This window comes from Mycobacterium sp. (assembly GCF_025965855.1).
GTDB lineage: Bacteria > Actinomycetota > Actinomycetes > Mycobacteriales > Mycobacteriaceae > Mycobacterium.
This window is the reverse complement of the sequence record NZ_JAOPWB010000150.1, coordinates 47724-59277: the sequence shown is the minus strand read 5'-3', so window position 1 is coordinate 59277 and position 11554 is coordinate 47724. Positions and strand designations below refer to the sequence as shown.

At 64.4% G+C, this 11554-nt stretch carries 10 protein-coding genes, 2 tRNA genes and 2 pseudogenes; 9 read left to right on the top strand and 5 right to left on the bottom strand.

What is annotated here, in order from left to right:
- Positions 1-795 (bottom strand): phenazine antibiotic biosynthesis protein (locus tag JWP83_RS12290; protein ID WP_297730215.1); only part of this gene is annotated, 795 nt, incomplete at its 3' end.
- A 446-nt stretch (positions 796-1241) separates the two neighbouring features.
- On the opposite strand from JWP83_RS12290, the gene JWP83_RS12285 reads away from it, so the two are divergent.
- Both JWP83_RS12285 and JWP83_RS12280 read left to right on the top strand, forming a co-directional pair.
- A complete protein-coding gene (locus tag JWP83_RS12285; protein ID WP_297730214.1) occupies positions 1242-2231 on the top strand; it encodes an AraC family transcriptional regulator in 990 nt (329 codons plus the stop codon).
- A 31-nt stretch (positions 2232-2262) separates the two neighbouring features.
- Positions 2263-2675, top strand: a pseudogene (locus JWP83_RS12280) (transposase); the annotation flags it as partial.
- A gap of 33 nt (positions 2676-2708) precedes the next feature.
- Here the strand turns inward: JWP83_RS12280 and JWP83_RS12275 are convergent.
- Complete coding sequence (locus tag JWP83_RS12275) at positions 2709-4271, bottom strand: helicase HerA-like domain-containing protein (protein ID WP_297730213.1); 1563 nt, start codon at positions 4269-4271, stop codon at positions 2709-2711.
- Between the two features lie 115 nt (positions 4272-4386).
- On the opposite strand from JWP83_RS12275, the gene orn reads away from it, so the two are divergent.
- Positions 4387-5034 carry an oligoribonuclease gene (gene orn, locus JWP83_RS12270; protein WP_297730212.1) on the top strand — a complete coding sequence of 216 codons (648 nt, stop codon included), beginning with the start codon at positions 4387-4389 and terminating at the stop codon, positions 5032-5034.
- A gap of 53 nt (positions 5035-5087) precedes the next feature.
- Positions 5088-5163 (top strand) — tRNA-His (locus JWP83_RS12265).
- A gap of 55 nt (positions 5164-5218) precedes the next feature.
- On the opposite strand, the gene JWP83_RS12260 is transcribed toward JWP83_RS12265, so the two are convergent.
- Both JWP83_RS12260 and JWP83_RS12255 read right to left on the bottom strand, forming a co-directional pair.
- The gene (locus tag JWP83_RS12260) at positions 5219-5509 is read right to left on the bottom strand and encodes a hypothetical protein (RefSeq protein ID WP_297730211.1); all 291 of its coding nucleotides are present in this window, start codon (positions 5507-5509) and stop codon (positions 5219-5221) included.
- Positions 5510-5596: 87 nt separating this feature from the next.
- The gene (locus JWP83_RS12255; protein WP_297730210.1) at positions 5597-6793 is read right to left on the bottom strand and encodes an Ig-like domain-containing protein; all 1197 of its coding nucleotides are present in this window, start codon (positions 6791-6793) and stop codon (positions 5597-5599) included.
- Positions 6794-7073: 280 nt separating this feature from the next.
- On the opposite strand from JWP83_RS12255, the gene JWP83_RS12250 reads away from it, so the two are divergent.
- A tRNA-Lys gene (locus tag JWP83_RS12250) sits at positions 7074-7149 on the top strand.
- A gap of 63 nt (positions 7150-7212) precedes the next feature.
- Here the strand turns inward: JWP83_RS12250 and JWP83_RS12245 are convergent.
- Positions 7213-7638, bottom strand: a pseudogene (locus JWP83_RS12245) (tyrosine-type recombinase/integrase); the annotation flags it as partial.
- 372 nt (positions 7639-8010) lie between these two features.
- Between JWP83_RS12245 and JWP83_RS12240 the strand changes: the two are divergent.
- The 4 genes from JWP83_RS12240 to JWP83_RS12225 all read left to right on the top strand — a co-directional run bounded on the left by JWP83_RS12240 (position 8011) and on the right by JWP83_RS12225 (position 11521).
- Positions 8011-8484: a MerR family transcriptional regulator gene (locus JWP83_RS12240; RefSeq protein WP_297730209.1), complete on the top strand. Its 474-nt coding sequence runs from the start codon at positions 8011-8013 to the stop codon at positions 8482-8484.
- A complete protein-coding gene (locus tag JWP83_RS12235) occupies positions 8477-9529 on the top strand; it encodes an aldehyde reductase (protein WP_297730208.1) in 1053 nt (350 codons plus the stop codon). Before JWP83_RS12240 ends, JWP83_RS12235 begins: the two co-directional genes overlap by 8 nt.
- A 95-nt stretch (positions 9530-9624) precedes the next feature.
- Positions 9625-10128: a MaoC family dehydratase gene (locus tag JWP83_RS12230; protein WP_297730207.1), complete on the top strand. Its 504-nt coding sequence runs from the start codon at positions 9625-9627 to the stop codon at positions 10126-10128.
- A gap of 55 nt (positions 10129-10183) precedes the next feature.
- The gene (locus JWP83_RS12225; protein WP_297730206.1) at positions 10184-11521 is read left to right on the top strand and encodes a helix-turn-helix domain-containing protein; all 1338 of its coding nucleotides are present in this window, start codon (positions 10184-10186) and stop codon (positions 11519-11521) included.
- Positions 11522-11554: the final 33 nt, after the last annotated feature.

Here is an 11554-nt window from a genome sequence, read left to right as displayed (position 1 = left end):
CACTTTCGCATTCGGAAAGATTTCTCGCAATATGGCGCGGGTGTCCTCATCGAAATGTGCCCCGCCGCCTTGGATGCGGAGAACCTTGCCGTTGATCACGTCGAGCAGGTCGTCGTCGCGGGCGATCGCCTCCAGCAGCGGTGGCGTCGTGGTGAGCACGGTGACGTCCTGGGTGCGCAGGATGTGGCCGGCCTGCTCGATGATGTGATCGACATAGGCCGCGGCCTGATCCACCGCCCCGCGGGCGACGAGCTTCTTCACCCCCCGCGGATCCAGGTCGATGGTGAACAACACCGAATTCAGCAGCACCGCCACCCGCCGCTGCATCTGCCCGAACATATGCGGACCTGAGGGCCCCACCATCAGCAACCCGCTGTCCCGAAGACCCGGCTGCTTGAGCAGATCGGCGGCATACCACGCCGTGAATTGTTCCTCCCACTCGGGCATGACGATCACCCGCTTGGGTGCACCGGTGGTACCACCGCTCTCGTAAACAGCCGGAATGGGCGGGTTGGGCCCATACCCGGCCGGCACCAGGTCACGAACATCGACTTCGCGCAGCTCGTCGACGATGTTGGGGAACAGCGACAGATCCTCGAACGTCTTGACGTCGGTCAGCGGGTTGAAGTCCAGCGCCTCGGCGCGCTTGAGCCAATAGCGCGATCCGGTATCCAGCCCGAAATGCCACTGTAAAACGGCCTGCAGGTACGCCTGCGGATCGTCGATAGGCTCGGTGCGGGGCAAATCGATCAGGGAAAAGTCGGTGTCACGGGCGCGTGATCTCAGCTCTGGCATACCCCCACTTTGGCTGCGGATGGCGCGGGGTGCCCCCGACCGCGGCCGAGCCGCGCTATTTGGCTAATGATTCGCGTTGAGCGGAGGATGTCGCATCCTGTCGCATGGGTGATCACGGGTGTCCGTCATGCGTGCGGATGCGCCAGCAACTCTGTGAAACAACGGGTCACCTCAGGCATGTAGCGCGAAGTGGGGCTGGCGGGAAGCGTTGATGGGGGTCAGCGGTAACGACGTGGGCACCGTGGAAGGCAATCCTGAAGGGCACCCTGCACGGCGCTTCGGCACCGTCAACCACCCGGAAGCTCCGATGGTCGTCGCTGACGGCAATTTGCGACCCCTATGAGCCACGACAGCGACGTGTCCGGAGTTGAACTTATCGGCTACGTGGTTCGTGGTTCACCAGACTGACCTGGTTGGTTGGGAGTGACGAAATGATGGGAACAGCGATGAGTGACGTTCCGCAGGTAGCGGAGTCGGATCCGTGGTTTCGGACAACGTCACCAGACAGGGCGATTCACCTCTGCGAAGCTGCCTTCTACCCGCATCGACTCAGGCTGCTGGGACGTTCGGACGGCTTCGGCCTGACCCAACGCGTTACCCGTGTGGGGCCGATCACCGTGGGCGACATCACCTATGAGACAGACGTTGGACTCGGTTTCGACGAGACTCGCGCCGACTATCACGTCTGTATTCCCCTCACAGGTTGGCTGGAGTCGCGGCATCGGGGACAGCAGCTGACCTCGACTCCCGCAGTGGCCTCGGTTTATCGGCCCGACGGAGAGCTGACGGTGGATCGGTGGCCCGGCGGCAGTCGCCATTTGGCGGTGAAGATCGACCAAGTTGCAGTCGAGCGAGCACTCGAGACACTGGTCGGCAGCCCGGTAGGTTCTTCCATCCCGTTCAACGCAGCACTGCCGGTGGAGGCGGGTGCTGCCCACAGCTGGGTACGGCTACTGCTGATGGCCCACCGTCAGCTCGACGGTCCGGACAGCGTGATGCGCCATGCTGTGGTCTGGGAGCCGTTGGTGGAGAGCCTGATCCACGGCTTGTTGCTGGTGGCCGAGCACCCTTATCGCCAAGCACTTGCCGCACCTGCTGAACCTGGCCGGCCGGCGGCGGTCCGTGACGCGATGGACATCATCGAGGCCGGACCGCACCTGCCGCTGACCACCTCGACAGTGGCGAGGCAATGCCACGTCAGCGTGCGCACGCTGCAGGAGGGATTCCAGCGTCACCTGGGCATGTCACCGATGGCCTACGTCCGCGTGGTCCGGCTCCGCCGCGCCCACCGCGATCTGCGGTCCGCAGATCCCTCCCACAGCACCGTCGCCACGATCGCGCACCGCTGGGGGTTCACCCACCTCAGCCGGTTCGCAAACGCGCACAAAACGACGTACGGCCAAACACCACTCCAAGCCCTGCGCTCTGCACACTGAGCTGACCGAACGGAAGGGCGTTGGTCAAGCGGACGCCGACATCTACCTCTCCCTGCCAGGACACGGTGTCATCCTCGGCGCCCGGGTGCTCGGTGAGTTCGGAGATGACCCCGACCGCTACACCACCGCCAAGTCTCGCAAAAACTATGCCGGAACATCACCCTGACGGTCGCCTCGGGCAAGAGACGCGCCGTGCTGGCCCGCCGCGTCCGCAACCGCCGTCTCTACGACGCCATCGACCACCGGGCCCTCTGCGCGCTGCAGAACAGCCCAGGAGCCCGTGCCTACTACGACCACTACCGCGCCGCCGGCGACCTACACCACCAAGCCCTACGCGCCCTGGGCAACCGACTCGTCGGCATCCTGCACGGCTGCTTACGCCACCACACCCACTACAACGAGCACACCGCCTGGGCACACCGCCAAATCACCCACGCCGCTTGACAACCTACGGCCATGGGATGTCTACAGTAGCCGTTACTTCCGGCGGCGTCCGGTGCCCAAGAGATTGCGGACCGCTTCACGTATCGCCGTGTTGATGCCGCTTTTCACCGTCGGGTTACTCAGCACTTCCTCCCACATGGCCGGGCCCTTCGGCTCCGCCGGCTCGGGCATCGGCGGAACCGGGTCATTTGGTGGGACCGGCGGATACTCGGACTGGGCTTTCGGCGGCTGCGGCCCGGGTTGGGGTTGCGGAGCCTCCGGGGGCTGCGCCGGTTGCTGAACCGTTTGGCCGTACTTCGCCTGCAGCGGACTCGATTTGGCCGCAGCGGAAATCGCATCGGTCCCGATCGAGGCCATCAGCGACCGGGGCACCCGCATGCGGGTCCACGCCACCGGTGTGGGCGCACCCTTTTCGGACAGCACGGTGACGACGGCCTCGCCGATTCCCAGCGAGGTCAGCGCCGACTCCAGGTCGTAGACATCGGTTTTCGGGTAGGTCCGCACGGTCTTGGACAGCGCCTGCTGGTCGTCGGGGGTAAAGGCCCGCAGCGCGTGCTGGACCCGGGCACCCAGCTGCGAGAGCACGTCGTTGGGCAGATCGGTGGGCAGCTGGGTGCAGAAGAACACCCCGACGCCCTTGGAGCGGATCAGCTTGACGGTTTGCTCGACCTGGTCGAGGAAAGCCTTCGACGCGTCGGCGAACAACAGGTGCGCCTCGTCGAAAAAGAAGACCAGCTTGGGCTTGTCGATGTCACCGACCTCGGGCAGGACCGCAAACAGATCGGCCAGCACCCACATCAGGAAGGTGGAGAAGATGACCGGGCGCAACGACTGACCGCTGAACTCGAGCAGCGAGATGATGCCGTGCCCCTGGACGTCGATGCGCAGCAGATCCTGCGGATCGAGCTTCGGCTCGCCGAAGAACGTGTCCCCGCCCTCGCCGGCGAGATTCACCAGCGCCCGCAGGATGACGCCCGCCGTCGTCGACGACACTCCGCCCAGGTCTTTCAGGTCGGCCTTGCCAGCGTCGCTCGTCAGGTGGCTGATGACAGCGCGCAGATCGCTCAGGGAGACCAGCGGGCGGTTGGCTTCGTTGGCCCAATGGAATATCAGCCCCAGCGTCGACTCTTGAGTAGCGTTGAGCCCCAACACTTTCGACAATAGAACCGGGCCGAAGCTGGCAACGGTGGCGCGCACCGGCACGCCCACTCCGCCGGTGCCCAGCGACAAAAATTCGACCGGGAATCCCGTGGGCTCCCAGTCGTCCCCGGTGTCCTTCGCGCGCGCGGCCGTCTTGTCGTCGCCCTCTCCGGGCCGGGCCAGACCGGACAGGTCCCCCTTCACGTCGGCCATCAGCACCGCCACGCCCGCGGCGCTGAGCTGTTCGGCAATCAGTTGCAGCGTCTTGGTCTTGCCGGTTCCCGTCGCCCCGGCCACCAGACCGTGGCGGTTGATGGTGGCCAGCGGGATGCGAATCTGTGCGGTCGGGTCCGCCGCGCCGTCGACGACGACCGTGCCCAATTCCAGCGCCTGGCCTTGGACGGCATAGCCGTTGGCGATCCGCTGCGCGGGTGTCGCCGCTGATTCGATGGTCATCGTGCCGCGCCCCTCTTCCCGGTCGCCCCCTGCACTTGCGCAACCTCACCCTACTTGCCGAGGGCAGGCGGGGGCAGGGCCCGCGGAGGGCTGACGCACGCATACGCTGGGCGCTGTGCGCGACGAATTGGTGTGGATCGACTGCGAGATGACCGGGCTCGATCTGGGCTCGGACAAGTTGATCGAAATCGCAGTGCTCGTCACCGACGCCGAGCTGAACGTTCTCGGCGAGGGGGTCGATGTGGTGATCCACGCCGACGACGCCGCGCTCTCGTCGATGATCGACGTGGTCACCGAAATGCACTCCCGCTCGGGGCTCATCGACGAGGTCAGGGCCTCCACCGTCGACCTGGCGACGGCCCAGGCGATGGTGCTGGACTACGTCACCACGCACGTCAAGCAACCCAAGACGGCGCCGCTGGCGGGCAACTCGATCGCCACGGATCGCTCGTTCATCACCCGCGACATGCCAAAGCTGGACTCCTACCTGCATTACCGGATGATCGACGTCAGCTCGATCAAGGAGCTGTGCCGCCGCTGGTATCCACGCATTTACTACGGTCAGCCCGCCAAGGGGCTCACGCATCGGGCGCTGGCCGACATCCATGAATCCATCCGAGAACTGCAGTACTACCGCCGGACCGTGTTCGTGCCCGTGCCGGGGCCGTCTACCAGCGAAATTGAGACGGTGGTCGCCGATCTTCAAGACGGAGAGAACGCAACTCGAACAATCGATTCGGAGACCGAGCCACCGAGCGGCTAGTATCGATGGTCGCCGCTCGTTGGCTCCGATCCGGACGCCGGCCCGCGGCCATGGTGAGTGTAGTTCAGTTGGTAGAGCACCAGGTTGTGATCCTGGAAGTCGCGGGTTCGAGCCCCGTCACTCACCCCAACAGGCCAGAGGATGTTTCGCCCTCTGGCCTTTTACTTTGAGCACCCCGGCGCGTCTATCCCGGCGCGAGGGGCCGTTTCAGGGTGCAGACGATGCTCCACTCGAAATAGTGGTCGCCGTCCTTGCCGTAATCGCTGAAGCGGTGGGCGACCTGAGCCCGTTGCACCGAGGAGCCCACGATCTCCCACCCCTGTTCTCCGTAGGCCTTCGACTGACGACGCGCCTCTTCGATCACGGCCGGCAGCGACTCGTTTGTGTAATGGACGAAGGTGGTCTCCCACTTCTGCGGATACCACTTGCCGTCTGACGCCAGCCACCAACCGGGCCCGGGAGAAGGGGTGTTCATGCCCCGGCACCCTACAACGTTCAGGCCGCAGACGAATGAATGAAACGTAACCGACGCATTGCTCAGCCGCCGAAGGTGGACGGCGAGCTAGGTGTTGGCGTTGCCGGCCTTCCACACCGGCCAGGGGACGTTCCAATCGCCGAGCCCCTCGGTGCCCGGCAGCGTCGACCCCACGGTGTGGACGACCTCGACGATGTCGCCGCTCTTGCTGTGGTCGTAAAACCACTCCGCGTTGCTGGGGCTCACATTCAGGCACCCATGGCTGGTATTCGTGTGGCCCTGGGCGCCGACCGACCAGGGCGCGGAATGCACGTAGACGCCGCTGTACGAAATCTGCGTGGCCCAGTTGACATCGGTGCGATACCCGTTGGGCGAGTTGACCGGCACCCCGTAAGTCGAGGAGTCCATGATGATGTGCTTGAACCGCCCACCGACGATGTAAAAGCCGTTGGCCGTGGGGGTGCTGTCCTTGCCCATCGAGGTCGGCATCGTCTTGACGACTTCGCCGTTGACCCGCACGGTCACCATCTTGTTGGTGTCGTCAGCCGTCGAGATGACCTCATCGCCGATGGTGAAATGCGTCTTGACGTTGTCCTCGCCGAACATCCCGTCGCCCAGGTCGGCACCGTAGGTGTTGACCGCCACATCAACGGCCGTGCCCGGCTTCCAGAAATGCTCTGGGCGCCAACGCACCTCGCGATTGTTCAGCCAATAGAACGCGCCCTCGACGGGAGGGTTGGTGGTGATGACGATCGCCTTCTGCGCCGCGGCGCGGTTCGCGATGTTCTCGTCGAAGCGGATCGCCACCGGCTCACCGATGCCGACCACCTCGCCGTCGCCGGGGTTCACATACGGCATCGTCAGATGGGCCGGTGAACTCGTCTGGAAGGTCATTTGCCGGGTCGCGGCCCCACCGAGCCCCAGCGCCTTCACATTCAGCGTGTAGCGCCTGTTGTAGCCCAGCTGTCCGGTCGTCGACCAGCGCAGCCCGTCGGGGCTGAGCTGACCGTTGATCGTCCTGCCGTTCTCGTTGACCATGGTGACCGACCCGAGCACGCCGTCGGCAACGCTCACGGTCACCGGCGCATCCACGGTGACGCCGACGGCGCCGTCGCTCACCGAGGAGGTCAGCTTGGGGACGAGCAGATCGGCAAACGGCGTGCCCTTGTCGAAGATGACCTTCGCCGGCGCGGCGGTATGGCCGCCGCCACAGGCCACTCCGACCACAGCAAACATAATCATGCCAGCAGCCAGCCACGATCGGCTTCTCCGCAAAGGCATCATCAAGTGACCTTCCACATCACTCCGGATTGCGTCGGTCACCGCTGACCGTGAATAATTGCGAGCATTTTAGAGCGTTGTCGCCGCTCACAGGTGCACATCGCGCGAGCCGCCCGCCGGTTCGGCGATTTTGACACCGGCCAGTGACCCTAGGCCAGCTTCGCGGCGCCCGCAAACGCCGGAAGACCCTCCGCCGCGCAGCATCTAAACTGGATCGAAGCCAGGGATTTCGTTCCGCGACAGAAGGCCTGTTATTGTCGCAGACGCGGTCTCGGCCGACCAAGCGCCGTTAGCTCAGTTGGTAGAGCAGCTGACTCTTAATCAGCGGGTCCGGGGTTCGAAACCCTGACGGCGCACCACAAACCCAATTTTTGCGGTTGGAGCGCCCCCGGCGCTCCACTTAATGCGCCGCTTATTGCGTCATCGAGCAGGTCAGCGACCTGCGTGTGAGTTTTGCCGCGCGCCATGTATACGTCTTGCGTCATCGAAACCTTGGAATGCCCGAGATGGTCGGCCCCAACACGCGCGGATAGGCCCCGGTCGTCAATGAGCGTCGCGAGTGTCTTGCGGAAGCTGTGTGTGGTGACTTCCGGCGCTGCCAAGTCCTCGCGCACGGTGCGCCAGCGGCGGCCGAAGTTACCCGGGCCACGCCACGTCCCCGCCGTGGACGGGAACATGATCACTCGGTGCTCGCCGAGGTAAGGCAGCGTGCGCCGCTGCCGCAGGCACTCGATGGCGAAGCTGGGCAAGGCGATAGTGCGGCGACCGGCAGCCGTCTTGGTCTCGTCCATTCGGGTCAGGCCCTGGCCGGTGATCCTCACCACCTTGCCCGCGACAGCCAGTGTCCCGTGCAGAAATGTGGGTGAGCGAAAGTTGTTGCTGGAACTGATATTCAGCTAGAGGTCGGGGCGCGGCAGTTGGCGAACGAGAGTTGTATGGGTATCCAAAAGTATTGTGGTTGGGTGGGATTGGATTGGATTGGATTGGATTGGTCAATGATGAGAAGCGATGAAAATGCAGAAATCACGCAGCGAGCAGTCGCGGTACGGCGACATCGACTTCGTCGACACCGCTGGCTTCGCTGCGTAGATCTCCAGTCTGACTGCATGGTGTCTAGCTGCGCTAGCGTTTGATTCTGATCCGAGTACGCGGAGATCAGCGTGTAAGTGTGACTGACCACGCCTTGACTTGAAGCGCTTCAAGTTCGGGATAGTGGTGGCATGAGCATCATCGCCGAGCATTCGGACCTCACCATCCAGCAGGTGTCACGGCACACCGGACTGGCGGAGTCCGCGCTGCGATATTACGAGCGAATTGGGCTAATCGGCGCGGTCCCCCGTGACGAGAGCAGTGGTCATCGCCGCTATCCGCCCGATCTCGTCGCCGCCATCGAAGCGCTGAGCTGTCTACGCGGCACTGGAATGTCGGTGCAGGACATGCGCACCTATGTCGCCAACATGCGGCGCGGCTTGATCGCGGCGGCGGACCAGCGAGAGCTCTTCGCGGGCCATGCGGATCGGCTTCGGGGTGAGATCGCCCGGCTGCGACTGCGCGAGCGGTACGTGTCGGCCAAGGCCGAGCTCTGGGCCGCCAGGGAACAGGGCGACGCCGCCGCGGAGGCGGCCATCAGTGCGACGGTGATCGAACTTGCCGCCCAGTTGTTGAGAGAAGAGGCGGACGTACGCCATGCATGACACCACCGCGCCGGTGTTGATCACCGGCGGCTCCGGATTCCTTGCCACACATATCATTCTGCGGCTACTCAACGAGGGATATTGGGTACGCACCACTGTCCGGTCGCTCGACCGTGCGCCAGAGGTGCGCACAACGCTGGAGCGCGCGGGCGCCGACACGACACAACTGTCTTTTGTGACCGCCGATCTCACGATCGATGACGGATGGCCGCCCGCGGTTGCCGGCTGCGAATATGTGCTGCACGTGGCGTCGCCGTTTCCGCCGCAGCAACCGCGGAACGCGGACGACCTCGTCGTGCCCGCACGCGAAGGCACGCTGCGGGTGTTGCGGGCTGCCAATGACGCTGGGGCGCGGCGCGTGGTGCTGACGTCTTCGTTCGCCGCGATCGGCTACAGCCCGAAGCCGTCAGGGCTTCCGTACGACGAAACCGACTGGACCGACCCGACGGGTGATGTGACGCCGTACGTCAAGAGCAAGACGCTTGCGGAGCGGGCGGCATGGGATTTCGTCGCGGACCCGTCGGTCGGCCTGGGACTGTCGGTGGTGAACCCTGTCGGCATCTTCGGGCCGGCCCTCGGGCCGGACCTGCCCACCTCTCTCGGCCTAATCCAGATGCTTATGCAAGGCAAACCGCCGCTGCTGCCGCGGGCGTCATTCGCCGTCGTCGACGTGCGTGACGTTGCCGATCTGCATCTACGGGCCATGCTGGAACCAGGGGCGGCGGGGCAACGGTTCTTGGCATCGGCCGGTCAGCCACTGAAATTGCTTGAGATCGCCGCGATCCTGCGCGCCGCGTTGGGCGACGGCGAGGCGCGGATTCCAACGCGAGAGGTGCCGGACTGGTTGGTGCGTACCGTGGGACGTTTCGTCCCAGCACTGGGTACGTTCGCCGACCTGCTAGGCCCTCCTAAGGCGGTGTCAGCCGAGAAGGCCACCAAAGTGCTTGGCTGGCAACCGCGTTCTGCCGCCGTTACGGTGGCCGAGACCGGTAAGAGTCTGCTGGCGTTAAGGGAAAGCGTCGCCGATCAGGCGTCGGCACGCTAGATGAATGTCATCGCAGATCAACGCGGATGAATGCCAGCGCTCCCCGTCGTGGTAAACGAGTTGTCCAGAATCATCTCCAGAGCTGAAAGAGCGCGATGACTGTCAGTACCGACTTCGACCCCAACGCGTTCCTGATCGTCCCGGCCAGGACGTTCGAGGACCTTCGCATCGGCGAGGTCTTCCGGGCCCCCGGCCGCACCCTGACCGACGCCCGCGCGGCAGCTTTCCAGACGGTCTCTATGGACAATCACCCGGTGCACTACGACGCCGAGTGGGCGCGCAAGCACGGACATGTCGCGCCGGTTGTCCACGGCCTCCAGGTACTGGCCTTCACCGCCCCGGGAGCCACCTTGTTCCCGCACTTCATCGGCGAGGTGTTCATCAGCTTTCTTGAACTGTCCTGCACCTTCCTGGCCGAGGTGCACTCCGGGGACACCTTGTACCCGGCGCTGACGATCACCGGCCTGGAGCCGAAGGGCAACGACGGCATCGTGGTCACAGCGGTCACCATCCACAACCAGAGTGGGCAACTCGTGCTGTCGGGCCAGCACAAGTACCTGCTGCGGCGTCAGCGGGGCGTACGAAACGGCGATGACTGAACACCAGTCGCGCGATCAGCGTGGTCCAGAAAACAGCAGGAAAGGGTATGAAATCGTGGACGAACTGCTCAGCTCCGCCGACGAACGACCCCTTGCTGGGCAACTTGACGAGCATCTCGACGATGTCGCGCTGCACACCGAGTATCGCCGGCTAGTCGCCGAGCAAGCGGCCCTGCGGCGGCTGGGCACGCTGCTCGCGCGCGGCGGCGAACCGTCGGAGGTGAGCCGCGCTGTGGCCGAGGAAATGCGCCGATGCCTCGATGCCTTCACCGCCGGAATATGGCGCTTTGAGCCAACGGGCGAGGTTACGCTGGTGGCCGCTGCCGCTACTCCGGCCGCGCTTGCCAAGTGGCCTGTAGGCACTCGCATCTCGATCGAGGCAAACACTTTGGCAACGGTGGTGTACCGCACCGGTCTGCCCGCGAGGATAGACAGCTACGAGAACATTGCCGGTTCGATCCCTGCACGGGTGCGTGCGGTCGGCGTCCGCGCGGCTGTGGGAGTCCCGCTCATCGTCGACGGCAGCGTCCGGGGACTCGCGGCCGTCGGTTCGGCAGAACCGGGCCCCATGCCGGCCGATACCGAGGTCCGCATCAGCGGCTTCGCCGAACTTGTCGCGAGTGTCGTGGTGGCCGGATACCGCGATGAGCAGAAGAGGCAGCTCCTGGGCGACGTGTCTCAGCGTCCGTTCCTGGTTGATTCGTTGCTCGAGGGGCGAGTCACTGATCGGTGGAGCTTGTCAGAGGCAGCTAGTTGGCTGCGGCTGCCGGCCAGGGGTCCGTTCGTGGTCATCGCCGCGGAGGTTCCGGTGCTGGGCAGCGAGGCATTGCCAGCGGTGGAATCCAAGCTGCGCGGCCTCGACGTGTATTCGGCGTGGCGGCTTCAACCCGATTTGCAGGTCGGGATCGTGCACGTCAAATCTGAGCGACAACTTGACGCGATTCTCGGTTTGGTGTCGCGGTTGGCGACGGATCGGGTGGGGGTCAGTTCGTGTTTCGACGATCTGCGCGACGCGCCGCAGGCGCTGCATATCGCCAAGGTGATGGAGCGGGGCCGACCCCACCATTCCTCGCCGGTTGCGGTGTTCGACGGCTCGATTCTGGCCACTGCGGCAGTCGCTGCCCCCAAGGTGATGCTGAAATCGATCGCAAATGTTTTGACAGGCTTTGACGACCTCCCCGACTACGAACGCAAGGTACTGTGCGAAACGTTTCGGGTGTGGCAGGAGAACGACGCATCGGTGCGCAGCGCCGCCGAGGTGCTCAACTGCCATCCCAACACCGTGCGCCATCGACTGCGCCGGATCGAGAAACACAGCGGCCGATCTCTCTCGCGCCCAAAGGATCTCGCCGAACTATGTTTGGCTTCCGAAGTACATCGCCGGCTCATGTAACACATTCTCGCCGGACCGCTATCCACGTCGCCG

What these genes read in the sequence shown, in the direction of transcription:
- JWP83_RS12275 (WP_297730213.1), bottom strand. Translation starts at nt 4,271, where the DNA reads ATGACCATCGAATCAGCGGCGACACCCGCGCAGCGGATCGCCAACGGC.
- JWP83_RS12260 (WP_297730211.1), bottom strand. Translation starts at nt 5,509, where the DNA reads ATGAACACCCCTTCTCCCGGGCCCGGTTGGTGGCTGGCGTCAGACGGC.
- JWP83_RS12230 (WP_297730207.1), top strand. Translation starts at nt 9,625, where the DNA reads ATGACTGTCAGTACCGACTTCGACCCCAACGCGTTCCTGATCGTCCCG.
- JWP83_RS12285 (WP_297730214.1), top strand. Translation starts at nt 1,242, where the DNA reads ATGAGTGACGTTCCGCAGGTAGCGGAGTCGGATCCGTGGTTTCGGACA.
- JWP83_RS12235 (WP_297730208.1), top strand. Translation starts at nt 8,477, where the DNA reads ATGCATGACACCACCGCGCCGGTGTTGATCACCGGCGGCTCCGGATTC.
- JWP83_RS12255 (WP_297730210.1), bottom strand. Translation starts at nt 6,793, where the DNA reads ATGATGCCTTTGCGGAGAAGCCGATCGTGGCTGGCTGCTGGCATGATT.
- JWP83_RS12240 (WP_297730209.1), top strand. Translation starts at nt 8,011, where the DNA reads ATGAGCATCATCGCCGAGCATTCGGACCTCACCATCCAGCAGGTGTCA.